Origin of the sequence: Nonomuraea ferruginea, assembly GCF_039540635.1 — a bacterium.
Lineage (GTDB): Bacteria > Actinomycetota > Actinomycetes > Streptosporangiales > Streptosporangiaceae > Nonomuraea > Nonomuraea ferruginea.
This window is the reverse complement of record NZ_BAABFD010000005.1, coordinates 356,755-381,424: the sequence shown is the minus strand read 5'-3', so window position 1 is coordinate 381,424 and position 24,670 is coordinate 356,755. Positions and strand designations below refer to the sequence as shown.

Annotated in this window: 22 protein-coding genes and 3 tRNA genes; 16 read left to right on the top strand and 9 right to left on the bottom strand. The window is 72.0% G+C overall.

Annotation, left to right across the window (positions count from 1 at the left end; all coding sequences use genetic code 11):
- Window positions 1-19: 19 nt before the first annotated feature.
- Window positions 20-778, bottom strand: coding sequence for a VOC family protein (locus ABD999_RS12745; protein ID WP_148030712.1), 759 nt, complete (start codon window positions 776-778; stop codon window positions 20-22).
- A 138-nt stretch (window positions 779-916) separates the two neighbouring features.
- Between ABD999_RS12745 and ABD999_RS12740 the strand changes: the two genes are divergently transcribed.
- Window positions 917-1,546, top strand: a complete 630-nt coding sequence (locus ABD999_RS12740; RefSeq protein ID WP_148030713.1) for an alpha-ketoglutarate-dependent dioxygenase AlkB — start codon at window positions 917-919, stop codon at window positions 1,544-1,546.
- An 82-nt stretch (window positions 1,547-1,628) separates the two neighbouring features.
- Here ABD999_RS12740 and ABD999_RS12735 read toward each other — a convergent pair whose 3' ends face one another.
- From ABD999_RS12735 to ABD999_RS12720, 4 genes are all read right to left on the bottom strand, one after another.
- Window positions 1,629-4,421: a heparinase II/III family protein gene (locus tag ABD999_RS12735; RefSeq protein WP_271279274.1), complete on the bottom strand. Its 2,793-nt coding sequence runs from the start codon at window positions 4,419-4,421 to the stop codon at window positions 1,629-1,631.
- A gap of 102 nt (window positions 4,422-4,523) precedes the next feature.
- Window positions 4,524-4,598, bottom strand: a tRNA-Val gene (locus ABD999_RS12730).
- Between the two features lie 4 nt (window positions 4,599-4,602).
- Window positions 4,603-4,673: transfer RNA gene (locus tag ABD999_RS12725), tRNA-Cys, on the bottom strand.
- 14 nt (window positions 4,674-4,687) lie between these two features.
- A tRNA-Gly gene (locus tag ABD999_RS12720) sits at window positions 4,688-4,759 on the bottom strand.
- 89 nt (window positions 4,760-4,848) lie between these two features.
- Between ABD999_RS12720 and dusB the strand changes: the two genes are divergently transcribed.
- The 3 genes from dusB to ABD999_RS12705 all read left to right on the top strand — a co-directional run bounded on the left by dusB (window position 4,849) and on the right by ABD999_RS12705 (window position 7,311).
- The gene (gene dusB, locus ABD999_RS12715) at window positions 4,849-5,958 is read left to right on the top strand and encodes a tRNA dihydrouridine synthase DusB (protein WP_271279275.1); all 1,110 of its coding nucleotides are present in this window, start codon (window positions 4,849-4,851) and stop codon (window positions 5,956-5,958) included.
- 51 nt (window positions 5,959-6,009) lie between these two features.
- Entirely contained in the window at window positions 6,010-6,573 is a 564-nt protein-coding gene (locus tag ABD999_RS12710) for a hypothetical protein (RefSeq protein WP_219548271.1), read from the top strand.
- Between the two features lie 276 nt (window positions 6,574-6,849).
- Window positions 6,850-7,311, top strand: coding sequence for a GNAT family N-acetyltransferase (locus ABD999_RS12705; RefSeq protein WP_148030717.1), 462 nt, complete (start codon window positions 6,850-6,852; stop codon window positions 7,309-7,311).
- Here the strand turns inward: ABD999_RS12705 and ABD999_RS12700 are convergent.
- Genes ABD999_RS12700 through ABD999_RS12690 form a run of 3 tightly spaced genes read right to left on the bottom strand, consistent with a single transcriptional unit; the run spans window position 7,308 to window position 11,617 of the window.
- Complete coding sequence (locus ABD999_RS12700; protein ID WP_148030718.1) at window positions 7,308-9,806, bottom strand: DEAD/DEAH box helicase; 2,499 nt, start codon at window positions 9,804-9,806, stop codon at window positions 7,308-7,310. The two genes, ABD999_RS12705 and ABD999_RS12700, sit on opposite strands and share 4 nt — an antisense overlap.
- Before the next feature lie 29 nt (window positions 9,807-9,835).
- On the bottom strand, window positions 9,836-10,339 hold the full coding sequence (locus ABD999_RS12695; RefSeq protein WP_271279276.1) for a GNAT family N-acetyltransferase: 504 nt from the start codon (window positions 10,337-10,339) through the stop codon (window positions 9,836-9,838).
- A gap of 6 nt (window positions 10,340-10,345) precedes the next feature.
- Window positions 10,346-11,617 carry an acyltransferase family protein gene (locus ABD999_RS12690; protein WP_271279277.1) on the bottom strand — a complete coding sequence of 424 codons (1,272 nt, stop codon included), beginning with the start codon at window positions 11,615-11,617 and terminating at the stop codon, window positions 10,346-10,348.
- A gap of 187 nt (window positions 11,618-11,804) precedes the next feature.
- On the opposite strand from ABD999_RS12690, the gene ABD999_RS12685 reads away from it, so the two are divergent.
- A complete protein-coding gene (locus ABD999_RS12685; RefSeq protein ID WP_148030721.1) occupies window positions 11,805-13,052 on the top strand; it encodes a sensor histidine kinase in 1,248 nt (415 codons plus the stop codon).
- On the top strand, window positions 13,043-13,690 hold the full coding sequence (locus ABD999_RS12680; protein WP_148030722.1) for a response regulator transcription factor: 648 nt from the start codon (window positions 13,043-13,045) through the stop codon (window positions 13,688-13,690). The genes ABD999_RS12685 and ABD999_RS12680 overlap by 10 nt, the downstream gene beginning before the upstream one ends.
- Before the next feature lie 350 nt (window positions 13,691-14,040).
- Here the strand turns inward: ABD999_RS12680 and mihF are convergent, their stop codons facing one another.
- A complete protein-coding gene (gene mihF / locus ABD999_RS12675; RefSeq protein ID WP_101784984.1) occupies window positions 14,041-14,346 on the bottom strand; it encodes an integration host factor, actinobacterial type in 306 nt (101 codons plus the stop codon).
- Between the two features lie 563 nt (window positions 14,347-14,909).
- Here mihF and ABD999_RS12670 point away from each other — a divergent pair.
- The 10 genes from ABD999_RS12670 (at window position 14,910) to ABD999_RS12625 (ending at window position 24,665) form a co-directional block, all read left to right on the top strand.
- Window positions 14,910-15,959, top strand: a complete 1,050-nt coding sequence (locus tag ABD999_RS12670) for a LacI family DNA-binding transcriptional regulator (RefSeq protein WP_148030723.1) — start codon at window positions 14,910-14,912, stop codon at window positions 15,957-15,959.
- A complete protein-coding gene (locus tag ABD999_RS12665; RefSeq protein WP_271280433.1) occupies window positions 15,956-16,867 on the top strand; it encodes a carbohydrate ABC transporter permease in 912 nt (303 codons plus the stop codon). Before ABD999_RS12670 ends, ABD999_RS12665 begins: the two co-directional genes overlap by 4 nt.
- Entirely contained in the window at window positions 16,864-17,682 is an 819-nt protein-coding gene (locus ABD999_RS12660) for a carbohydrate ABC transporter permease (protein ID WP_148030724.1), read from the top strand. Before ABD999_RS12665 ends, ABD999_RS12660 begins: the two co-directional genes overlap by 4 nt.
- Window positions 17,683-17,691: 9 nt before the next feature.
- A complete protein-coding gene (locus ABD999_RS12655) occupies window positions 17,692-19,002 on the top strand; it encodes an ABC transporter substrate-binding protein (protein WP_271280432.1) in 1,311 nt (436 codons plus the stop codon).
- Window positions 18,999-20,057 carry an ADP-ribosylglycohydrolase family protein gene (locus ABD999_RS12650; RefSeq protein WP_345482697.1) on the top strand — a complete coding sequence of 353 codons (1,059 nt, stop codon included), beginning with the start codon at window positions 18,999-19,001 and terminating at the stop codon, window positions 20,055-20,057. The genes ABD999_RS12655 and ABD999_RS12650 overlap by 4 nt, the downstream gene beginning before the upstream one ends.
- Window positions 20,058-20,061: 4 nt before the next feature.
- Window positions 20,062-21,030 (top strand): ADP-ribosylglycohydrolase family protein, encoded by a 969-nt coding sequence (locus ABD999_RS12645; protein WP_345482696.1) that lies wholly within the window; start codon window positions 20,062-20,064, stop codon window positions 21,028-21,030.
- On the top strand, window positions 21,027-22,169 hold the full coding sequence (locus ABD999_RS12640) for an ADP-ribosylglycohydrolase family protein (RefSeq protein WP_345482695.1): 1,143 nt from the start codon (window positions 21,027-21,029) through the stop codon (window positions 22,167-22,169). Before ABD999_RS12645 ends, ABD999_RS12640 begins: the two co-directional genes overlap by 4 nt.
- Window positions 22,166-23,494 (top strand): ADP-ribosylglycohydrolase family protein, encoded by a 1,329-nt coding sequence (locus ABD999_RS12635; RefSeq protein WP_345482694.1) that lies wholly within the window; start codon window positions 22,166-22,168, stop codon window positions 23,492-23,494. Before ABD999_RS12640 ends, ABD999_RS12635 begins: the two co-directional genes overlap by 4 nt.
- Complete coding sequence (gene rbsK, locus ABD999_RS12630) at window positions 23,491-24,375, top strand: ribokinase (RefSeq protein WP_271279801.1); 885 nt, start codon at window positions 23,491-23,493, stop codon at window positions 24,373-24,375. Before ABD999_RS12635 ends, rbsK begins: the two co-directional genes overlap by 4 nt.
- Before the next feature lie 62 nt (window positions 24,376-24,437).
- On the top strand, window positions 24,438-24,665 hold the full coding sequence (locus tag ABD999_RS12625; protein WP_271279800.1) for a hypothetical protein: 228 nt from the start codon (window positions 24,438-24,440) through the stop codon (window positions 24,663-24,665).
- Window positions 24,666-24,670 lie beyond the last annotated feature (5 nt).

Here is a 24,670-nt window from a genome sequence, read left to right as displayed (position 1 = left end):
AGACGTTACACCGGCGCGCTCAGGCCGTGCTGGTGATCACCGCGAACCGCGCCCCGTGCGGATCGGACAGGTACGCGATCCGCCCCACCCCCGGCACGTCGTCCACCGGCGTGCGCACCGTGCCGCCGAGCTCCTGGCACCTGGCCACCACCCCGTCGCAGTCGGGCACCTCGAAGAACGGCACCCAGTGGGCCCGGTCACCCGGCGGCAGCCCCACCAGCCCCGCCATCGACGAGTCGGCGCCGCCCTCGGCCGGCGAGACCACCGGGTAGGTCAGATCTCCCATGTCGACGTCGTCGAACCGCCAGCCGAACACCGACCGGTAGAAGCCGCGGATGCCGTCGGTGTCGGGCACGAACAGCTCGGCCCAGGCGAACGACCCCGGATCGGTCACCACGTCGAGGCCGCGCGTGCCACCCGGCTGCCAGGCCGCGAACTCCGCCCCCGCGGGGTCGGTGAACTGCGCCATCCGCCCCTGCCCCTCGATGTCGAACGGCTGGGCGCGGACCAGCCCGCCGGCCAGCTCGACCGCCTTGGCGGTGGCGTCGCAGTCGGGCGTCTGGAAGTAGACCATCCAGGACGCGGCGGCCCCTTCCTCCATCACCGACCCGGCCGCGGCGACCGTCTTGCCGTCGGCCTGCCAGAAGCCGTATCCCTCCATCGCCGGCTGGAACCGCCAGCCGAACAGGTCGCTGTAGAAGCCGGCGGTCGCCTCGATGTCGGGGCTGCCGACATCGACCCAGCACGGGCTGCCCGGCAGGAACTCAGTGGTGAGCATGACGTGCTCCTCGATCGGATGTGGCGGCCCCGCTGCGGCCCGGGACGACGCCACGCGATTCTTCTCGTCCTTCATGCCCCGCCCGCGGGATCCGGCACAGTCGAAGACATGTTTGAACGATCACCTACACTCGGTGGTATGGCGGCTGTTTACCAAGCATCTCTGCTGAGCCTGAACGAGGAACTCGCCGTGGGGCCGCTCGGCTCGACGGTCCGCCGCGTCCCTCTCGACCGGGGCGCCTGGGTCGACGTGCGGCCGGGCTGGCTGTCGGGAGCCGACGAGCTGTTCGAGCGGCTGGCGGAGTCGGTGCCGTGGCGGGCCGAGCGGCGCAAGATGTACGACCGCGTCGTCGACGTGCCGCGGCTGCTGAAGTTCTACGACGAGGGCGAGACGCTGCCGCACCCGGTGCTCGCCGACGCCAGGCGCGTCCTCGACGAGCACTACCGCGAGGAGCTGGGCGAGCCGTTCGCCACGGCCGGCCTGTGCTACTACCGCGACGGCCGCGACAGCGTGGCCTGGCACGGCGACACCATCGGCCGCGGCGCCGCCCACGACACCATGGTGGCGATCCTGTCCGTGGGCTACGCGCGCCCCCTGCTGCTCCGCCCGCGCGGCGGCGGCTCGTCACTCCGCTACGACCTGGGTCACGGCGACCTCATCGTGATGGGCGGCAGCTGCCAGCGCACGTGGGAACACGCCGTCCCCAAGACCACCCGCCCGGCGGGGCCGCGCATCAGCATCCAGTTCCGCCCCCGCGGCGTCCGCTGACGGCCCGGGTCACCGGCCCGCCTTAGCCGCGCGGCCGCGGCCCACTCGCCCGCCATGAGGGCATGCCCGGCCGAACCCGTCGTCACGCGACGGCCGCCGCGTAGATGAGTGCGCCGTCGCGGGTGAAGGGCACCTGCGTGCCGTTGAGGACCACTTCGGTGGCGTGCGATGCGTCGATCGCGATGGCTCGCGCCCGGTCGGTGCTCGCGGTCAGGCCCGTGCCGTCGATGCGGACGGTTCCGTCCGCGCCGATGCGCACGGCGAGGTCGGCCACTTCGGCCGGGGACTCGACCAGGGTCTGGCCGTCACGTTCGACGGAGGTGCCGCGGACCATGACGATGGTCCGGCCGGTGGAGCCGTTCTCCGCGTAGAACATCTTCCCGTCGTAGGTGTAGGGCCCGAACGAGCGCGAGGGCTGGCTGGACCACGACTTGTAGTAGACCGCGTCGCCCCGCGCGCCGAGGTCCAGGCTCAGCGCGGTCGCCCGGTACGGCGAGGTGCCGCTGACCGGGAGCCGCTCCACCGCCGCCGCCGGGTCCGCCGCTCCTCTGGAGGGCAGCAGGAGGGTGTCGAAGGTCGTCCCGCCCTTGGCCGTCTTGACGTACGACGCGTACGTGGCGTTCTCCACCCGGTACATGTACGGCGCGTGGTGGCCGTCCCGCAGCGAGGCGCTGATCTGGCCCGGGTCGGCGGGTACGACGCTGATGTTCGGACCCGTGCCGTCGAAGGCCGTGGTCGCGGCCTTCGATCCGGATCGGAGAGCGGGGCCGGCCTCCGCGCCGAAGTGCCAGTTCTGCTCGTAGCGGTGTGCCGCGCCGTCGGTGGGCTTCAGCCGGTCGGAGACGAGCCAGAGGCCCGAGTGCAGGGCCAGGACGGATCGCTCGTGGCGCGCGCCGCCTGAGGCTTCGGTGTGGGCGCCGATCCGGTCGAAGACCGGGTTGGTGACCAGGTGAGTGATCGCTCCCGGAGCCTTCGAATCCTGTGCCTGGTTGTCGATCTCGATGGTGTTGTGCGCCTCTGTGCTGAACCGCAGCCATTGCGCGCGCAGGTCAGAACTGTAGGTGTATGTCCCCATGTCGGGCAGCAGAGCCCTGCCGTACGCGTAGGCGGTGACCGCCAGTTCGTCCGTGTGGCTGTGGTTGCCCCGGTCGATGTTGAGCCGCAGGTGGGAGTCGTCGCGGCTCCAGCCGGACCTGGACACCGCCACCCGGGTGTCGGGATACAGCGACGAGGTGTGCGCGGGCTTCCGCCCCGAGGCGCCGGAGGTGCCGACGTAGATCAGCTCCTGGTCGCCGAGCAGTTCGCCCAGCCGTCTCAGCGTCGAGCGGATGTCCCTGCTCTCGCCGTCGCCGTACCCGGGCCCGTAGCCGTTCGGGTAGGTCTGATCCATCAGGAAACGGCCCAGCTTGCGCAGCTTGGCCTTGGTGGCGTCGCTGAACTCGATCCCGTGCGGCCGCATGAACAGGGCGATGTCCACGTACTGCGAGGCGTAGGAGCGGGCGTAGCCGTCTGTCGCCTCCCAGTAGCCGCCGTCGGGGTAGGTCGAGTCGTCGAGTTGCGACCCCAGGAAGTCGACCGCGTTGCCGCGCCACCCCGTGGCCGCGCGGAACTCCGGGAAGTACACCGCGGCGTGCAGCAACGTGACCTTCTGCGTCTGCTTCCAGTTCGGCGCGCCCTGGACGCTCTCTTGCAGGTGCATGCCCGCCCGGTTGAACGCCTTGAGGATTTCGGCGTTGGCCTCGGCCGTCAGCGACGGGCTCTTGCGCAGGATCTCGTACGCCGGAATCCAGTTCTGGACGCGGCGGGCCACGGAGAGGCTGTTCGGGTACGAGCCCGCGCCCTCGTCGGAGTCGTAGGTGTCGGCGTCCTCGATGAAGTCGGTCATCAGGCCGATGAGGGCGCGGGCGTGCTTCTCGTCACCGGTCCGCTGATAGGCGGTGGCGAGCGGCCCGGCGAAGAAGAAGCGGGGGAGCTGGACGTGGTACTCCTCGTCGGCGCCGGCCGGCTTTTTCCAGTCGAAGCCGCCCGGGTCACCCTCCCAGGAGTACGTGTACTGCACGGTGTTGGACCAGGTGCGGGTGTCCTCGTCGAAGGATTCGCCGTTGCCGAACAGCATGACCTGCTTACTGGCGTCCGCCCTGGCGGTCAGCGTCAGCTCGGCCTTCTTCACCTCGGGCAGGCCGTCGAGGTCGAACTGCAGGTAGGCCTTGCGGGTGGCGGCCGTGAACGGGCCCGCGCCCTGGTCGCTGACCTGCAGCAGGTACTTGTCGCCGTACACGTTGCCGGGATGGCCCGCCCAGATGTGGGTGTCGTCCGTCGGGTGGAGGCTCTTGGTCGAGCCGTCGGCGAAGGTCAGGCGCAGGGTGGGTTTGCCGGAGCCTTTGCTCCTGCTGTGGACGTGCGCGACGACCGGGTCCTTGTACCGGCTCATCAGGAAGAATCCGCTCCGGCCACCGGTGACGCTGCTCGTCACGTCGGTCGTCACCGTCGTCTCCGCCGTGCCGATCGTCAGGGTCCTGATGTAGACCTCGCCGCCGTCAAGCGTCCAGATGTGGTCCGGAGTAAGCTCCACGGCTCCCGGCCAGTCCGGGTGGGAGAAGCTGCCCGCCGATATCGCTGGACGTGTCCGGAAATAGTCGAGCAACCGCTGTTTTGCCAGGCCGTAGTCACCCGCCTTGACCGCGTTCTGCATGTCCGTCAGGCCCGGATGGCTGTAGGACAACCGCGATCCGATGTCCCAGGCGCCATCCCGCCATCGTCCGAAGAAGCCTACGTCCGACAGGGCCTTCGCCCCGGCCTGCGGACCTGTCACGAGCATGGGAGCAGCCAGGATCAGGAGGGCGAGACCTCTGATCCAGCGATCGTTGCGAGACACCCGCGCAAGCTTAGGAACGCCCGGTATGTCTACGGTATGCCGAGGCGATCACCTGGAACGGCGAAGCGCTGGACGCATGCCGAACCCGCGACTTCGTGGAGATGGTGGACGATACTGGGATTGAACCAGTGACCTCTTCCGTGTCAGGGAAGCGCTCTCCCGCTGAGCTAATCGTCCGTCGAGGTGGAGACGGGATTTGAACCCGCGTGCACGGCTTTGCAGGCCGCTGCCTCGCCTCTCGGCCACTCCACCGGGCAACCTGTCCGAGCGGAAGACGGGATTCGAACCCGCGACCCTCACCTTGGCAAGGTGATGCTCTACCACTGAGCCACTTCCGCGTTGCCCGACTACTCTAGCGAATTTCCCGCCGCCCCGCCTCACCCGTGCGAATACCGCTTCCCGCCGGACCTGCGCTACAACTTCAAGGATGAAGATTGGGCCGATCGAGGTGTGGCCGCCGGTGGTGCTGGCGCCGATGGCGGGCATCACGAACGCGCCGTTCCGGGTGCTCTGCCGCGAGCAGGGCGGCGGGCTGTTCGTGTGCGAGATGATCACCTCCCGCGCCCTGGTGGAGCGGAACGCCAAGACCATGAAGATGATCCGCTTCGCCGAGCCGGAGCGGCCCAGGAGCCTCCAGCTGTACGGGGTCGACCCGGTGACGGTGGGCCGGGCGGTCAAGATGGTCGCCGAGGAAGACCTGGCCGACCACGTCGACCTCAACTTCGGCTGCCCCGTACCCAAGGTCACCAGGCGTGGCGGCGGCTCCGCGCTCCCGTACAAGCGCAACCTGCTGCGGCGGATCCTGCGTGCGGCGGTGGCCAACGCGGGCCCGCTGCCCGTCACCATGAAGATGCGGACCGGCATCGACGACGACCACCTCACCTACCTCGACGCCGGCCGCATCGCGGCCGAGGAGGGCGTCGCGGCGGTGGCGCTGCACGCGCGCACCGCGCTCCAGCACTACGGCGGCACGGCCGACTGGGACGCCATCGCCCGGCTCAAGGAGGCGGTGCCCGACATCCCGGTGCTGGGCAACGGCGACATCTGGTCCGCCGACGACGCGCTGCGGATGGTCGCCCGTACGGGATGCGACGGCGTGGTCGTGGGCCGCGGCTGCCTCGGCAGGCCGTGGCTGTTCAGGGATCTGCGGAGTGCGTTCGACGGCAGCGCCGAGCGGGCCAGGCCGTCGCTCGGCGAGGTCGCGCGGACGATGGCTAGGCACGCCACGATGATGGTCGAGGCGTTCGACACCGAGCGCTACGCCATCGCCGACTTCCGCAAGCACATCGGCTGGTATCTCAAGGGCTTCACCGTGGGCGCCGAGGCGCGGCGGCGGGTGACGACGGCGGACTCGCTCGACGAGCTGCGCGCAGGGCTGGCCGAGCTGGACCCTGACCAGCCGTGGCCGCCGCACACCGACACGCCGCGCGGCAAGTCCGGCGAGCGGACCAAGGTCCACCTGCCTGAAGGCTGGCTCGACGACGCCTGGGACACCGTCGTCCCCGAGGACGCCGAGTCCGACATCTCCGGCGGCTGAGCAAGCGGGCTGCAAGAATCCCTGCATCGGCGGCTCGTACCATCGGGGACCATGATCTCCATACTCCTGTTAGCCGCAGCGGTCGCCATTCCCGACGGTTTCATGCTGTACGAGAAGGCCGCCGCCAAGAAGGATGACAACCCCGAGCACAGCTGGGCGGTGAGCGGTCGGACCGCCGCGCGGCTCGTCGTCAACCCGTGTGACAGGGCGACGCTCGCCCGGTCCGGCCGGAAGGCCGCCAAGACCCTCATCTACACGGCCGTGCCCGACTACTCGAAGTCCGAGCAGGTGATCCTCTACACCTCGAAGGCCGGGGCCAAGAAGGCGATGCGGGACATCCGTTCCGCGGTCTCCGCCTGCGGCACCAAGAGCTACCGGTTCACGGGCAAGCGGGTGAAGCTCGGCGACGAGTCGATCGCCGTCACCGGCCAGGCCTACAGCGGCAGGCGGGTGGCCATCGGCGGCGAGCGCGGCATCGTGACGCGGCGGGCGAACGCGCTGGTGATCTACACAGTCGCGGGGGAGTGGAGCAAGCCCGCCACCTCGGACTTCAAGATGCAGATCAAGGACAGCAAGAAGATGCTGGGCAAGATCTGCAGGATTGCCGCCTGCTGAGAGGCCCGGAAGGCCGAAATGTCACGATCTTGGGACATTGTCATGACGAGACGCCGAACATCGTGAAGCGATTATGAATTAACAGGCGTGTGCCGGAATGCCCTTGCCAGTCCATTCCGGCACACGGCTTTTTCTTTCCCCGCCGGGAGCCGGGGCTGCTCTTCGCGGGGGCCAGCCCAGGACCCCGGGGAGAGAGTCTCCCTCCGTGAAAACGCCGAAACATCCCCTTAACGCGGGAGATGTACCGTCAATCGGCGAGCGGAGGGGGCGGCAAAAATGGAGATCGTGGTCGACGACCTCACCGGCGACGAGATCGCCAAATTCCTGGACGAGCACGTCAGAGAGATGTTGTCCACCACGCCGCCCGAGAGCAAACACGCCCTCGACCTCGACGGCCTGCGCCGCCCCGAGATCACGTTCTGGTCCGTGTGGGACGACGGCACGCTGGTCGGCTGCGGCGCGATCAAGCGGCTCGACCCCGGACACGCCGAGCTCAAGTCCATGCGCACGGCCACCGCCCGCAAGCGCGGTGGCGTGGCGTCCTTCCTGCTCGCCCACATCATCGCCGAGGCGGAGCGGATGGGGATCCGGCGGCTGAGCCTCGAGACCGGCTCCGCCGAGTTCTACCTGCCGGCGCGGCGGCTGTACGAGAAATTCGGCTTCACCTTCTGCGAGCCGTTCGCGGACTACCGCCCCGACCCCAACAGCGTGTTCATGACGAGGGCGCTGACTTCCTAGAGCCGGTTGAGCCCCTGCACGTGGATGACGGCGTGGCCCTCCTCGTCGGACGCCGTCAGGTCGACCTGGGCGTCGATGCCCCAGTCGCCGTCGCCCGCGGGGTCCTTCACAGTCTGGCGGACCTTCCAGACGCCGGGCTCCTCCTCGATGCGCAGCAGCGCCGGCCCGCGGGCGTCGGCGTCGGTGAGGATCTCCTCGTGCTCGTCGTAGTAGGCGTCGAGCGCGGCGCCCCAGTCGACGTCGGGAGCGAGCTCCTCCAGCTCCGCCTCCTTCTCCAGCGCGCACAGCTCGGCGAGCCTGAACATGGCGTTGCGCACCAGCACCCGGAACGCCCGCGGGTTGCCGGTGACCGGGCGCACCTTGGTCTCCAGCTGGTCGCGCCGCTCCAGCGCCTCGCCGGGGTTGGCGAGCTTCTCCCACTCGTCGATCAGGCTGGAGTCGACCTGGCGCACCAGCTCGCCGAGCCACTCGATCAGGTCGACGAACTCCTCGGTCTTCAGGTGCTCGGGGACGGTACGCGAGAGCGTGCGGTAGGCGTCGGCCAGGTAGCGCAGCACGGTGCCCTCGGAGCGGGCCAGCTCGTAGAACTGGATGTACTCGCTGAACGTCATCGCCCGCTCGTACAGGTCGCGGACCACGGACTTGGGGCTGACGGTGTAGTCGCCGACCCACGGGTGGCCGCGCCGGTAGGTCTCGTACGCGCCGAGCAGCAGGTCCTCCAGCGGCATCGGGTACATGATCTCGGCGAGCGCCTCCATGCGCTCCTCGTACTCGACGCCGTCGGCCTTCATCTCGGCGACGGCCTCGCCGCGCGCCTTCTTCAGCTGGGCCGACAGGATCTGGCGCGGGTCGTCCAGGATGGACTCGACGATCGACACCATGTCGAGGGCGTAGCCGGGCGACTCGCGGTCGAGCAGCTCGAAGGCGGCCAGCGCGAACGTCGACAGCGCCTGGTTGAGCGCGAAGTCCTCCTGCAGCTCGATGGTCAGCCGGGCGCGGCGGCCCTGCTCGTCGGGCTCGCGGAGCTGCTCGACGACGCCGCCGGCCAGCAGCGACCGGTAGATCGCGATGGCCTGGCTGATGTGCCGCCGCTGCCACTTGCGGTCTTCGTGGTTGTCGGTGAGCAGGTGCTTCATCGCCTGGAAGCAGTCGCCGGGCCGGTTGATGACGGCCAGCAGCATCGCGTTGCTCACCTTGAACCGGGACTGGAGCGGCTCGGGCTCGGCCTGCTGGAGCTTCTGGAACGTCTCCTCGCTCCAGCCGACGAACCCCTCCGGCGGCTTCTTGCGGGCGTAGCCGCGCCGCCGCTTCGGGTCGTCGCCGATCTTGGCCAGCGCGCGGGCGTTCTCGATGTCGTGCTCGGGGGCCTGGCAGGCGACGTAACCGATGGTGTCGAACCCGGCGCGGCCCGCCCGGCCGGCGATCTGGTGGAACTCGCGGGCGCGCAGCCGCCGCACCTTGTTGCCGTCGTACTTGGACAGCGCGGTGAACAGCACCGTGCGGATCGGCACGTTGACGCCCACGCCGAGCGTGTCGGTGCCGCAGATGACCTTGAGCAGCCCGGCCTGGGCCAGCCGCTCGACCAGCCGCCGGTACTTGGGCAGCATGCCCGCGTGGTGGACGCCGATGCCGTGGCGGACCAGCCTCGACAGGGCGCGGCCGAAGCGCGTGGTGAACCGGAAGCCGCCGATCATGGTGGCGATCGCTTCCTTCTCGGCCTTGGTGCACATGTTGATGCTCATCAGCGACTGGGCGCGCTCCATGGCGGCCGCCTGCGTGAAGTGGACCACGTAGACGGGGGCCTGGGAGGTGGACAGCATCTCCTCGAGCGTCTCGTGCAGCGGCGTCATCCGGTAGGAGTAGACCAGCGGGACGGGCCGCTCGGCGTTCTTGACCACGGCCGTCGGGCGGCCGGTGCGCCGGGTTAGGTCGCGCTCGAACATGGACACGTCGCCGAGCGTCGCCGACATCAGGACGAACTGCACGTGCGGCAGCTCCAGCAGCGGCACCTGCCAGGCCCAGCCGCGGTCGGGCTCGGCGTAGAAGTGGAACTCGTCCATCACCACCTGGCCGATGTCGGCCCTGGCGCCGTCGCGCAGCGCCACGTTGGCCAGGATCTCGGCGGTGCAGCAGATGATCGGCGCGCCCGGGTTGACGCTGGCGTCGCCGGTCATCATGCCGACGTTCTCGGTGCCGAAGACGGCGCACAGGTCGAAGAACTTCTCCGACACCAGCGCCTTGATCGGCGCGGTGTAGAAGGTCCGCTGGTCGCGGGTCAGGGCGGTGAAGTGGGCGCCGGCGGCGACCAGGCTCTTGCCGGAGCCGGTGGGGGTGGCCAGGATCAGGTTGCTGCCCGAGACCACCTCGATCAGCGCCTCCTCCTGGGCGGGATAGAGCGTGAGCCCCCTCTCGGCGTTCCAGGAGGCGAACGCTTCGTAGATGGTGTCGGGATCGGCGTCGATCTCGTCGGGCAGGCGGTCGATGAGAAGGCTCACACCTCTATCCTGCCGAAGTCTGCGGGATGCTAGGACCCCAGGCCGAGTTGGAGCAGCGTGGTGTCGATCCAGCGGCCGTGTTTGAACCCCACCCGGCGCAGCCGTCCCGCCTCCACGAACCCGAAGGCGGCGTGCAGGTTGAGCGACGCCGTCTCCTCGCCGCTGCCCGCGACGACCGCGACGAGCTGGTGGGCGCCGGCCTGCCGGGCGGCGGCGATCAGCTCGGCCAGCAGCATCCCGCCGAGCCCGCGCCCGGTCGCCCCGGGCGCGAGGTAGACGGTGTCCTCCAGCGTGTGCCGGTAGGCGGGCTTGGGCCGGTAGCGGGCGGCGTAGGCGAACCCGAGCACCTCGCCGTCCTCCTCGGCCACCAGGAACGGCAGCCCCGCCCCGGTGATCGCCGCCGCCTTCGCCCGCCACTCGTCCACGGTCGGCGGCGTCTCGTCGAAGGTGGCGACGGTCTCGGTGACGTAGTGGGCGTAGACCGCGGCGACGGCGGGCAGATCGGACTCGACCGGCGGGCGGATGGTCGTCATGGCGTGTCATTCTGCCCCGGCGAGATGACGGGCGCGTTTCGGCGCGCTCACCCTCGTCAGCCACAGCCCGCCCGCGATCGCCGCGACCGCCGCCACCGGCGCCGCCCCAGGCGCGAACCCCGCGACGGTCAGCGTCAGCAGCCCGCCGCCTATCAGCGCGGCCGCCGCCAGCGCGATGCCCCAGCCGGCGATCCCGTACGCGAACGCGGGCGGCTCCTCGTACCGGGCGAACCACCGCATCAGCGGCCACAGCACCAGGCACAGCAGCCCGAACCAGAGCGGCCACCCCGCGAACCAGTCCCCGCCGCCGGGTTCGGGCGTGGGCACGCCCAGCCCCACCACGACCACGCCCGTCACCGCGAACAGCGCCGGCATGTGCCACAGGTACGCGGTCATCATCCGCGGCCCCGCCCAGGCGAGCAGGCGGCGCAGAGGCAGCCGCAGGATCCGCTCCCGCAGCAGGACGGCCAGCCCCACCTGCCCGAACCCGACGGCCATGATCGCCAGCGTGGGCGGCGCCATGTTCGAGGTCTCGGCGCCGGGCAGCCCGATCATGCTGCCCGGGTACGGGCCGAACGCGACCAGCAGCGCCGCCGCCCCGTACCCGCAGGCCGCCATCAGGCCCGGCCGCGCCAGCCGCCCGTCCGCGTACAGGAATCCGAGCTGGTGCACCGCCAGCCACACGAAGACCACGTTCAGGTAGCCGGCCGCGTCGATCCCGGACGCGAACCGGGCCACGTCCGTCAGCACCGCCCCGGCGGCCAGCGCCATCGGCACGCGCGCACCGTACCGCTCGTGCAGGCCCAGCAGGTACGGGGTCGCGACCACGGCGATCAGGTAGACGGCGAGGAACCACAGCAACTGGCCCGTCAGCCGCGCCCCCACCTCCAGCGGCTGCTCGGGCACGCCCAGCGCGAGCAGCAGGTGCGGCAGCGGGATCCAGACCGCGGCGAGCGGCAGCAGCGGCCAGGCCAGCCGCCGCAGCCGGCCCGTCAGCCAGCGCGGCCCGCCGGCGGCGGAGCGGCGGAAGCTGATCGCGTTCGCCGCCCCGCCCGCGAAGAACACCAGCGGCATCACCTGGCTGATCCACGTCACCACCCACACGCCCGGCGTGGCCAGCGCGTTGCCGGTGGTCAGCCGGGCGCCGTCGTAGCCGAGCACCGGGATGGTCCAGTGCTGCAGCACCACCAGCGCCATGCCGAGCACCCGCAGGACGTCGATGAACGGATCGCGTGCGGCGGGCTGCGCGGTGCGCGGCCGCTCCAGCAGGACGGTCATCGGGGATGCCTCGATTCATCGGGGGAACGATGGGTTCAAGGCTTCCGTGCACGGCTCCCGGGCACACTGACGCGCGCCACCGTCTTCCGGGCAGGCCGGCAGGACCGCCGGGGGTAGGGCTGTCCCCACCCCCTGACACTGGCAGACCGGGTCGAAAAGGGCACGCGGGGGCCTTAGCGTTTGGGGCATGCGCTCCCTGACAAGGCGGGTTCTGCTGGACACCCGCTACACGCTCGTGGGGTTCCCCGCGACGGCGCTCGCCTTCGTGATCTCGATCGCCGGGCTGGCCGCGGGCCTCGGCGGCATGGTCGTGTGGATCGGCGTGCCGGTGCTGGCCGGGACGATGCTGGCCGCCCGCCTGTTCGCCGACGCGGAGCGCGGCTGGCTCTCCGACGTGCTCAAGCGCCCGCCCGTACGCCCCCGCTACAAGGCGCCGCCGCCGGGCGCCGGCCGCTTCCGCCGGATCATCAACCCGCTCACCAGCGGCCAGTCCTGGCTCGACCTGCTGCACGCCATCGTGAACTTCCCGCTCGCGCTGGTGTCGTTCGTGCTCACCACGGTCTTCTGGGCGGTGCCCCTGGCCGGCCTGACCTATCCGATCTACGGCCTGGTCACCTCGCGCATCCCGGGCAACGTCGAGCTGCCCGAGCTGCTCGGCCTGGGCGACGGCTACCTGGTCAACCTGGTCTTCTACGTGACGCTGGGGTTCCTGTTCCTGCTGATCATGCCGTTCGTGGTGCGCGGCTCCTCGCTGCTGCGCGCCGGTCTCGGCCGCGTGCTGCTCACCGGCGTGGCCGAGCTGCAGGAGCGCATCGACGACCTGGCCGAGGGGCGTGCCGCCGCGGTCTCCGCCGAGGCCAACGCGTTGCGCAAGCTGGAGCGCGACATCCACGACGGCCCCCAGCAGCGGCTGGTGTCGCTGGCCATGGAGCTGTCGCGGGCGCAGCGGCAGCTCGACAAGGACCCCGAGGCCGCCCAGGCGACGATCAGGTCCGCGATCACCTCGACCCGCGAGACGCTCGACGAGCTGCGCGCCCTGTCGCGCGGCATCGCCCCGCCCGTCCTGTCCGACCGCGGGCTCGCGCCCGCCCTGGCCGCCCTCGCCGGCCGCTGCACCGTCCCCGTCGACCTGGACGTGCGGGCCACCGGCCGGTACGACGCCGCGGTCGAGAACGCGGTCTACTTCGTCGTCGCCGAGTCGCTCACCAACGTGGCCAAGCACAGCCGGGCATCCCATTGCACCATCCGGCTGGTGCACACCGGTGATCGCCTGGTGCTGAGCATCGGGGATGATGGGGTCGGCGGCGCGCACGTCGCCAAGGGACACGGTCTCGCCGGGCTGGCCGACCGGCTCCGCGCCGTCGACGGGGAGCTCGCGGTGAGCTCGCCGGAAGGCGGGCCGACGGTGATCGTAGCGGAGGTGCCGTGCGTGTAGTCGTGGCCGATGACGCCGTGCTGATCAGGGAGGGCCTGGTCAGGCTGCTCGAGGAGTTCGGCTGCGAGGTGGTTGCGACCGTCGGCGACGGTGACGCCCTCGTCGAGGCCGTCGCCGCCCACCGGCCGGACGTGTCGGTGGTGGACGTGCGGATGCCGCCGAGCTTCACCGACGAGGGGCTGCGCGCCGCCGTGCGGGCCAGGGAGCTGGTGCCGGGGGCGCCGGTGCTCATCCTGTCGCAGTACGTCGAGGTGTCGTACGCCGACGACCTGCTCGCCGACGCCAGGGGCGCGGTGGGTTACCTGCTGAAGGACCGGGTCGTCGACGTGGAGGAGTTCCTGGAGGGCCTGCGGCGGGTCGCCGCGGGCGGGACCGTGTTCGACCCGCAGGTGGTGTCGCAGTTGATGGTGCGCAGGCGCAGGGACGACCCGCTCGCCTCGCTCACCCCGCGCGAGCGCGAGGTGCTGGGCCTGATGGCGGAGGGGAAGTCCAACCCCGCCATCGGCAGGCAGCTCGTCATCAGCGACGGGGCCGTGGAGAAGCACATCAGGAGCATCTTCAGCAAGCTCGGCCTCTACGCCGACGACAGCGACCAGCATCGCCGGGTCCTGGCCGTCCTGGCCTATCTGCGGTCCTGAGCGCGCTGTGATGATGACGCGCGCCTGAGCGCGTCGCTCTGCCGCGCGGCTCCTGAGCGCGTGTCATCCCCGCGGCGCGACCCGGGGCCGCCCTGGGCGGTGGTCGTGCCGGTGCGGCGGGCGGCCGTGCCGACCGCCGGGCCTGCCCCGGCGAGGGCCGGAGCAGCTGGCGTGCCCGTTGGTCGCGCCAGCCGGAACCGGGCCCGCCTCGGGGCGGTGACATCCGCCCGTCAGCCCCCACTCGGCCCGGTCATCCCCTTCGTGCGACGGCCGGCATCCCTCGGCGCCGGCCGATCCCGGTGTCGCCGGCCGGTCCGCGCGGGCATCGCGCGGACCTGGCCGCCCGGTGGTCAGCCGAGCGCTTCGACCAGCTTCTTGCGCTGCTGGGCGCCCAGGCCGCCGAGGCGGCGCTTCTCGTCGACGCCGGCCTCCTCCATCAGAGCGGTGGCCTTGGCCGGGCCGACGCCCTTCACGGCGCGCAGGGCCTGCGACACCTTGATCTTCTTGGCGATGTCGTCGTCGCGCTCGAGCAGCTGCGAGAACGACAGCTCGCCCGCCTTGACCTTCGCCAGCAGGGCGGTGCGGGCGGCACGGGCCTCCGCGGCCTTCTCCAGCGCCGCCTTGCGCTGCTCGGGGGTGAGAGTAGGAAGTGCCATCAGTAGTTCTCCTCGGGGAGTTAACGATCGGGGATTCTGTTACCCGTAGTGCAGTGGCTAATCATGGCGGATACCAGCGGTTCGTGTAGCGGAAAGCGCCGCTCAACGTGTCCGCGGGGCCGTGGCGGCCGCTCCGCCGCACGGCGTCTCCCACCCGGGCGCGCCGCCGCGGACGACCGCGCCGCCGGCCACGCTTTACGTCTCACCGTAGCCCCGATGTGCCGGGATGCGGCGTCAGATGGTGCCGAAAGGGCCTTTGACCAGGCATGACGCCCTCGGATTCGGACTCCCGGCGGAGGCTCGCGCGGGTGCCGCCCGCCGGTCCGGGACGCCCGCTCTCCGATGATCGTCCCGCTCGGCCCGCGCACCCGGTGCGTCATGCCCCCGAGGCCCGGTTTTGCCCCTGAAGCGTGGTTTTCATCACACTTCTGTTTTCCGGGCGTGTCGCGCGTGATGGGATCGTGACTTGACCGGGGACGTGGCGGGCGGGTTACATGGCGCACACGCAGTAAACGTTTACAGTCTCTTTGCTGAAATCGTTTACGTACATGGAAGGGACAGCCTTGGCCGACGGACCCACGATCACCACGATCGCCGAGCGCGCCGGTGTCTCCATCGCCTCGGTGTCGCGGGTGCTCAACGGCCTGCCCACCCGGCAGGAGACCGTGCGGAAGGTGATGGCCGCCGCCGAGGAGCTCGGATATGTGCGCAACGCCGTCGCCCGCTCCCTGAAGTCCCGCCGCACCCACCAGGTCGCCTTCGCCATGGCCGACGTCGGCAACCCGGCCTACCTCGCCATGTTGCGCCAGATCCAGCCGGTGCTCAAGTCCGCCGGCTACCGCCTCGTCCTGCACTCCACGGACGCGGTGGTGGCCGACGAGATCGACGTGCTGCACAGCCTGGGGGAGCGGTACGTGGACGGGCTGATCATGAGCCCGCTGCGCGTCACCGAGCAGCACCTGGACATGCTGGCCGCGGCCCGCGCCCCGGTGGTGATCATCGGGTCGGTGCCGGAGGGCACGCCCGTGGACAACGTCAGGGCCGACTCGCGCACCGGCGTGAAGCTGGCCATCGACCACCTCTACCGGCTCGGCCGCCGCACGATCGGCATGGTCAACGGCCCGACCGACACGGTGCCCGGCGCCGCGCGCGGGGCCGCGTACCGGGAGGCGCTGGAGGACCTCGGGCTGCCGTACGACGAGGAGCTGGTCGAGATCGGCGACTTCTACCGCGCCGAGGGCGGCAGGGCCGTCGCGGCGCTGCTGGAGCGGCGGCCCGACGTCGACGCGCTGATGTGCGCCAACGACCTGATCGCGCTCGGCGCGCTGGACGTGCTGCGCGCGGCCGGGCGGCGGGTGCCGGACGACGTGGCGGTGGCCGGCATGGACGACACCGACCTGGCGGCGGCCTCATGGCCGTCGCTCACCAGCGTCTCGCTGGGGTCGGCCGAACGTGGCAAGGCCGCCGCCGAGCTGCTGGTCGACCGGCTGAAGAACGGCGACAGGGAGCCCCGCAGGGTGACCGTGCCGCCGCGCCTCGCGGTACGGGCTTCGACGACGGGGGAGGAGCCCGCACCGTACCAGGCACCCGGCGCGGAGAGGGGGACGCCGTGACGGCCACGGCGACGCGGCCCGCCCCGCCCGCCGGTCGCCGGCGGAGCGGGCGCGGGCCGCGCCAGAACCGCGAGATGTGGGTGCTCCTGCTGCCCGCGCTGGTGCCGGTGCTGATCTTCAGCGTCGGGCCGCTGCTGTACGGGATCTCGCTGGCGTTCACCGACGCCGAGTCCGGCAGGAACCACGTCACCAGCTTCGCCGGCCTGGACAACTTCGCCGCGCTGCTCGGCGACGACGACTTCTGGCAGTCCATGCAGGTCGGGATGATCTGGGCGGTCTCGGTGACCGCGCTGCAGTTCCTCGCCTCGCTGGGGCTGGCCCTGCTGCTCAACGAGCGGCTGGCGCTGCGCGGCGTGGCCCGGGTGCTGGCCATGGTGCCGTGGGCGATGCCGCCCGTGGTGATCGGCCTGATGTGGCGGCTGGTCTACCACCCGGACGCCGGCATCGTGAACAGCACGCTCGGCACCGACATCAACTGGCTGGCCGACTTCACCTGGGCGCTGCCCGCCGTCATCGTCATGGGCGTCTGGAGCGGTATGCCGCAGACCACGGTGGTGCTGCTGGCGGGCCTGCAGACCGTCCCGAGGGAGCTGTACGAGGCGGGCGCGATGGACGGGGCGGGCACCTGGCGCCGGTTCTGGAACATCACGCTGCCCCAGCTCCGCCCGGTCATCGTGGCCATCACCTCGCTCGACTTCGTGTGGAACTTCAACCAGTTCAGCCTGGTCTACGTGCTCACCCAGGGCGGGCCCGGCGGGCGGACGAGGCTGCCGATGCTGTTCGCGTACGAGGAGGCGTTCCGCTACGGCTTCTTCGGCTATGCGGCCGCGCTCGGCGTCGCCATCGTGGTCGTCGTGCTCGCCCTGCTCGGCGTCTACCTGTGGCGGCAGCTGAGGGAGGCGTCATGAGAAGGATCCCCCAGTACGCGGCGCTGCTGGTCTACCTGGTCTTCCTGGGCTTCCCGCTGGTCTGGCTGCTGTCGACGGCGCTGAAGACGCCGCAGGAGATGGCCAGCCTGGACCCCGCCTGGATACCCCGGGAGCCGACGCTGGCCAACTTCGCCGCCGCGTTCGGCGAGCAGGACCTGGTCGGGGCCGGGCTGCGCAGCCTCGTCGTGGCGCTGGCCAGCGCGTTCCTGACGGTGGCGGTCGCGCTGCCCGCCGCGTACGCGCTCGCCCGCTACCAGGGCGTGCTGAAGCGGATCGCGCTCGGGTGGGTGCTGGTCAGCCAGGTGTTCCCGTTCATCCTGATCATCATCCCGCTGTTCATGGTCATGCGGGAGCTCGACCTGGTCAACACGCTGGCCGGGCTGGTGGCGGTGCATGTGACGTTCACGCTGCCGTTCGCGCTGTGGATGCTCCAGGGGTACGTGCGCTCCGTGCCGCGCGAGCTGGAGGAGGCCGCGGCGGTGGACGGCGCGGGCCGGATGCGGGCGATCGTCAAGGTGGTCGCCCCGCTGCTGGCGCCGGGCGTGGTGGCGACGCTGCTGTTCTCGTTCATCTCGTCGTGGAACGAGTTCCTGTTCGCGCTCGTGGTTCTGAAGGACCCGGACGTGATGACGCTCCCGCTGACGCTGGTGCGGTTCACCGGCCCCGAGGGAGTGGCAAGGCTCGGCCCGCTGGCCGCGGCGTCGCTGATGGCGACGATCCCGAGCTTGATCTTTTTCGCAATCATCCAGCGACGGCTCAGGTCCGGCCTGATGGCCGGCGCTGTGAAGGGCTAGGAGGCTCAGATGCGTATCAAATCCGCGTTGGCGGCGGTGGCGGTCGTCGCGCTGGCCGCCGCGTGCGGCAGCGGCGGCGGGGACACCGGCGACTCCTCGGGCGGGTCGGGCGAACCGGTCAAGCTGGACTTCCTCAGCCTCGCCTGGCAGAAGGAGTCGGTGGAGGCCAACAAGGCGATCGTCGAGGAGTGGAACAAGGCCAACCCGGAGATCCAGGTCACCTACGTCCAGGGCAGCTGGGACAACGTCAACGACCAGCTCGTCACCTCGTTCGAGGGCGGTGACGCGCCGGACGTCTTCCACGACGACTCGCCCGCGCTGGCCGGCTTCGCGTCCAAGGGCTACCTGCTCGACCTGAAGGACAAGCTGCCCGCCTCCCTGCAGAACGACATCCCGCAGGCCGCCTGGGACACCGTCACCTTCGACGACGGCAGCGGCAACCAGGGCGTGTTCGGCGTGCCGTTCCTCCAGGAGTCGCAGGTCATCATCGCCAACAAGAAGCTGCTCACCGAGGCCGGGGTGCGCATGCCCACGCCCGCGGAGCCGTGGACGTGGAACGAGTTCGCCGACGCGAGCAAGAAGCTCACCAAGGGCGACACGTACGGCGTCGCCTGGCCGATGAAGTCGCCGGTCAACAAGGTGCTCAACCTGGCGCTGAACTTCGACGGCACCTTCTTCCAGACCGCCGGCGGCAAGACCACCGTCAAGGTCGGCCCCGAGGAGAAGGCGGTCCTGCAGCGCATCCACGACCAGCTCTACAAGGACAAGACGGCCGACCCGGCGGCGCTCGGCATGGGCACCGCCGACCCGCTGCCCGGCTTCTTCGCCGACAAGTACGCGATGCTCCCGGTCGGCGTCTACCTGCGCCAGCAGGTGGCCGAGCAGGCCCCCGACGGCTTCGAGTGGGTGACGCTGCCGCCGCTCAAGGGCACCACCTCCAACCAGGGCGCGGTGTCGCAGACCCTGTCGGTGTCGGCCGACAGCCAGCACCAGGAGCAGGCCATCCAGTTCATGTCGTTCTTCCTGAACGGCAAGAACCAGGCCCGCCTCGCCAAGGGCGACTGGCTGCTGCCGACCTCGCAGGAGGCCGCCTCCGACCCGTCGATCACCGGCCAGGAGGACGGCTGGGACGTCGCCACCGCCTCCGCCAAGGACCTCGTGGTGGCGCCGTTCCTCAAGGTGAACGGCTACGACGAGTGGAAGAGCAAGGTGGCGACGCCGGTGCTGCAGGAGTTCTTCGCCAACAAGGTCACCCTGGACGAGGCGGCCAAGCGGCTCGTCGAGGAGGGCAACGACGTGCTGGAGCGGTATCAGCGGTGACGTATCGCGACAGGGCCCGGGGGTGTCTGCTCGGCCTGGCGGCCGGCGACGCCCTCGGGGCGCCCGCCGAGAACCTCACGCCGGAGGAGATCCGCCGCCGCTGGGGGCGGCTCACCGAGATCGAGGGCGGCGGCACCGACGACACCGAGTACGCGATCTTCGCCGCCGGGCTGCTGGCCGAGCACGGGCACGGGCTGACGTCCGCGCTGGTCGCGGCCGCGTACCGGGAGCGGGTGATCCCGGCCGTGACCGGGCCGATGCGCGGGGCCGGGTTCTCCGAGCTGGGGACCGTCCAGGCGCTGCGGCGCGGGCTGGAGCCGCCGCTGACCGGGCTGGTCCACCAGCACGGGTGGTCCGACGGGCTCGCCATGCGGGCCGCCCCGTACGGGGTGTTCTGCCCGGGGGACCCGGCGGAGGCGGCCCGGCTCGTGACCGAGGACGGGCGGGTCAGCCAGTCGGGCGAAGGCATACTCGGCGGCCGCGCGGTCGCCGCGGCCGTCGCCGCCGCGATGGCCGGGGCCGATCCGTCCGACGCGGTGGAGGCGGCGCTGTCGGCGGTGCCGGCCGACTCGTGGACGGCCAGGAACATCATCCGCGCCCGCGCCGCCCTCGGCGCCGCCGACCCGGCCGTGGCGCTGCACGAGGCCGTCGTGGTCAGGCACTACCCGTGGACCGACGTCGCCCCCGAGGCCGTGGCGCTGGCTCTGGCCGCCTACCTGTACGGCGCGGGCGACGTGGAGGAGTCCGTCACGTTCGGGGTGAGCCTGGGCAGGGACGCCGACACCATCGGCGCCATCGCGGGCGCCGTCGCGGGCGCGTCGCGGGGCGAGCGCGGCGTGCCCGCGCGCTGGGCGGCCAGGATCGGCCCCGCCACCGGAAAGTGCCTGCCGGTCGTCGCCGGCATACACGTCCTGGACGCCGCCGACGCCCTGACCGCCAGCATCCGCCCGGCGGCGGGACCGGTCGTCGCCGGTGAGCCGGCGGGGTCGTCGGATGTGGGGAGGGAACCGGTGGCTGGGCCGGTGGTCGGTGATGAGCGGGTGGAAGGGCTGTAGGTAGATGTCGGGGGACAGGATCGCGGGAGCCGTCGTCGGGCTCGCCGTGGGAGACGCCGCGGGCTGGCCCGCGGCCAGGCATCGGGCCGCGCTGCACGCGCCGTGGAGCCGCAGGCTGCACCGGGAGCTGGACGCCTTCGCCGAGGAGCACCGGCTCACCACGCTGCCGGTGCCGTTCGCGCTGAACCAGCCGACCGCGCCGCTGGCCGTCGGCCCGTCCGACGACGCGGAATGGCTCGCCTGGACGCTGCTCACCATGGGCACACCGCGCGCCGACGCGTTCCGGACGCTCGTCGGCCGCGACGACATCAGGGCCCGCGTCTCGGTCGCCACCGCGCTGGACAACCTGGCCAGAGGCGTCGAGCCGCCCGCCAGCGGCCACGACAACCCGCACCACTTCGACGACGCCGCCGCCGTGAGAGCCGTCGCCTACGGTCTGCGCGGCGCGGCACCGGACGAGGACGCCCAGGTCACCAACGCCGGAGACGGCCTGCTCGGGGCCCGCGCCGTCGCCGCCGCCGTGGCCGAGGCCGTCGCCACCGGCTCGGCGGCCGAGGCCGTCGGCGCCGCGCTCGCCGTACTGCCGGAGGACACCGCCATCGGGCACAACGCCCGCCTGGCACTGGCCGCCGCCCGCGCGGCGGGCGACCCGTTCGGCGCGGTGCCCGCGCTGGACGCGGCCCTGCTCGACCACGTCTACAGCTACGGGGTGGGCGCCGCGCTGACCGTGCCCGCCGCGCTCGCCCTGACCGAGGCGTCGGACGGCGAGCTCGGCCGGGCCGTGCCCGCCGCCGCGTGCCTGGCGGCGCTGGCCGACTCGGCCCCCGCGCTCACGGGCGCGCTCACGGGGGCCTGCGGGGGGTACGGTGCGATCCCGGAGGGGTGGATCACACCAGCCCGCACGCTCGCCGGCTGTTGCCTGCCGGAGCTGGCGGGCAAAGATCTCATCGAACTTCTGAAAGGACTCTCATGACGCCGCTTGAAGACAGGGCGACTGGCTGCGTGGCGGGGGCGGCGGTCGGTGACGCGCTGGGCGGCGCGACCGAGGGCTGGACCCCCGAGCAGATCGTGGAACGCTACGGCGGCCGGGTCGAGGGCATCGTGCCGCCGTTCAACGACGACTGGCGCAACGCCCGCCCCATCGCCCCGTACCACAAGGGCGACGGCCACATCACCGACGACACGCTCATGACGCACGCGCTCATCCGCGTGTACGAGAAGGCGCGCGGCCACCTCGACGCGTACGCGATGGCCGAGCACATGGTGCCCGAGCTGATGGCCGAGCGTCAGTGGATCCCCGAGCTGGAGGCCGAGGCGCTGCCGCTGCAGCGGATCTTCCTGGCCGAGAAGTGGATCGTCGCCCGCCTCCACTACGGCCACGCCGACCCGCGCGAGGCCGGCACCGGCAACATCGTCAACTGCGGCGCCGCCATGTACGTGGCCCCCGTCGGCGTCGTCAACGCGGGCGACCCCGACGCCGCCTACGCCGAGGCCGTCGACCTGACCGGCGCGCACCAGTCCAGCTACGGCCGCGAGGCCGCAGGGGTGATGGCGGCGGCGGTGGCCGAGGCGATGCGGCCGGGCGCCACCGCCGACTCGGTCGTCGCCTCCTGTATCCGGCTGGCCAAGGACGGCACCCGCGCCGCCATCGAGGCCGTGTGCGAGACGGCTCGCGGGCTCGGCCACTGGGACGGCTCGTTCGAGGCGCTCCGCGCCGCCGTGCGGCCCTACGACACGGTCGCCGACACCTACCGCGACCAGGGCCTCGGCGCCCGCAGGCCGAGCCGCGTGCACAGCATCGAAGAGCTGCCGCTGGCCCTGGCCTTCCTGGTGATCGCCAAGGGCGACTACCGGGAGACGGTGCTGGGCGGCGTCAACTACGGCCGCGACGCCGACTCCATCGCCTCCATGGGCGGCGCCATCGCGGGCGCGCTGGGCGGCCTCGGCGCGGTCCCGCAGGAGTGGATCGAGCGGGTGGGCATCGCCAGCCGCACCGACCTGGTGGCGCCCGGCCGTGCCCTCGCCGCCGTCGCCCGCCGCGTGCACGCCGGCGACGTGGCCCGGCGCCGCGCCCACGAGGCCGCGTTCGCCGCGCTCCTGGAGGATCGATGATCCGGCTCACCTGGGTCCAGCCCGAGGACCTGGTCGGCCACGAGCTGAGGCAGGCCGCCGAGGACGGCAGGGACGCCACGCTGGTCGCCAAGCGCTGGCACGCCGCCGGCGGGCACGACGCCCCGCCCCGCGCCGGCGCGTCCGAGCCCGGCGCGCGGGCGCTGCGCCCGCTCGCCGAGGAGCTCCTGGACGAGCTGGCCGCCCTCCCTTCGCCGCTCGACGAGCCCGGCGACCTGCTCACGATCATCGCCGCCTGCCCCGGCTGGCCGCGGCCCGCGCGCGGCGTCGTCGCGGCCCACGACCGGGTGCTGGGCGCCTGGCAGGGCCGCGCCGCCGGGTGCGTGCTCGGCAAGCCGGTCGAGAAGATCCCGCGTACGGGCATCAGGGAGATCGCCGAGGCCACCGGCAACTGGCCGATCCGCGGCTGGTTCACCGCCGAGGGCCTGCCGGACGAGGTGGCCGAGCGGTGGCCGTGGAACCGGCGCAGCGCCGTCAACTCCCTGGCCGAGAACATCGACGGCATCCCCGAGGACGACGACCTCAACTACCCGCTGCTCGCCCTGTCCGTGCTCGAACGGCACGGCCGCGGGTTCTCCACCGACGACGTGGCCAGGCTCTGGCTCGACGAGCTGCCCGCCGGGCGCACGTTCACCGCCGAGCGCGTCGCGTACCGCAACCTCCTCGACGGCGTCGAGCCCCCGCGGACCGCCACCCGCCGCAACCCGTTCAGGGAGTGGATCGGCGCGCTGATCAGGGCGGACGTGTACGGGTGGGTCAACCCTGGCGATCCCGGCACCGCCGCCGAGTACGCCTGGCGGGACGCCCGGCTCACCCACACCGCCAACGGCCTCTACGGCGCCATGTTCGCGGCCGCCATGTGCGCCTCCTCGATGGTCGCCGGCTCCGCCGAGGAGGTCGTCGAGGCGGGGCTGTCGGTGGTGCCGCCCCGATCCCGGCTGCACCGGGCGGTCCGGCAGGCGGCCGAGGACGCCGCCCGCGAGGACGACTTCGAGCGCGTCGTCGACCTGCTGCACGAGCGGCACGGGGACCTGCACTGGGTGCACACGATCAACAACGCCGCCCTCATCGCCGCCGCCCTCGTGCACGGCCGCGGCGACTTCACCGCCACCGTCGCCGGAGCCGTCGCCGGAGGCTGGGACACCGACTCCGCCGGCGCCACCGCGGGCTCCATCGCCGGCGCGCTGAACGGCGGCGTCCCCAGCCAGTGGGCGCTGCGCGACAGCCTGGCCAGCAGCCTGACCGGCTTCGACGGCATCGGCCTGGAACAGCTGGCCCGCCGCACCCAGGAGTTGATGCACCCGTGATCACCGTCTTCGGCAGCGCCAACATGGACCTGGCCGCCTACGTCGGCCGTGCGCCCAAGCTGGGCGAGACCGTGACCGGGCGCGACTTCCGCACCGTGCCCGGCGGCAAGGGCGCCAACCAGGCCATCGCCGCCGCCCGCGCGGGCGCCCCGGTGACGTTCCTGGGCGCGGTCGGCGACGACGCCTTCGGCGCCGAGATGCGCGACACCCTCGCCGGGGCGGGCGTCGACGTCGGGCTGCTCCGCCGGGCGCCCGGCGTGAGCGGCATCGCGCACATCGTGGTCGACGACGAGGGCGGCAACTCGATCATCGTCGTCCCCGGCGCGAACGGCACCGTCACCGGCCCCACCGCCGCCGAGCGCGACGTCATCGCCGCCTCACAGGCGCTGCTGCTCCAGCTGGAGCTGCCGATGCCGGCCGTCACCGCCGCCGCCCGCGCCGCCCGCGAGGCCGGCGTGCCCGTCATCCTCACCCCCGCCCCCGCCCAGCCGCTGCCCGGCGCCCTGCTGGACGCGGTCACCCTGCTGCTGCCCAACGAGCACGAGGCCGCCGGCATCACCGGCGCCGCCGACCCCGGCGCCGCCCTGGACAAGCTGCTCGAACGGGTCGAGGAGGCGGTCATCACGCTCGGCTCCCAGGGCGCGCTGTACGGGTCGCGCGCGGGGGAGCGGCTCCACGTGCCCGCCGTACCCGTCAAGGCGGTCGACACCACGGCGGCGGGCGACACGTTCGCCGGGGCGCTCGCGGTGGCCCGCGCCGAGGGGCGTCCGGCGGCGGACGCCCTCCGGTTCGCCGCGGCGGCGGCGGCGCTTTCCGTGCGGCGCGAGGGGGCGTCCACCTCGATGCCGCTCCGCGCCGAGATCGACGCCGAGATCGGGTGACCCGGCCCCATCGGATCCGGGCCCGCCCGCATCGAACCATGAGGTGAGGGCACGGGGAAGGTATGAGCGAGAACCCCGGCGACACGTCCCCTGCGGCGGACGGCCTCGGCGCGGAGAGCGACGTGGTCGCGGAGCGCTCCGGCGCGAGCACCGAGAAGTCCCGCCGCCCCATCCCCGCGGACCCTCCCGAGGCCCGCGACGAGCCGGAGTGGCCCGACGAGGACCGCCCCGAGGAGCGAGACCACGCCGAGGGTGAGGAGGAACGCCCCGACATCGGTCCCACCGGCTGAAAGCA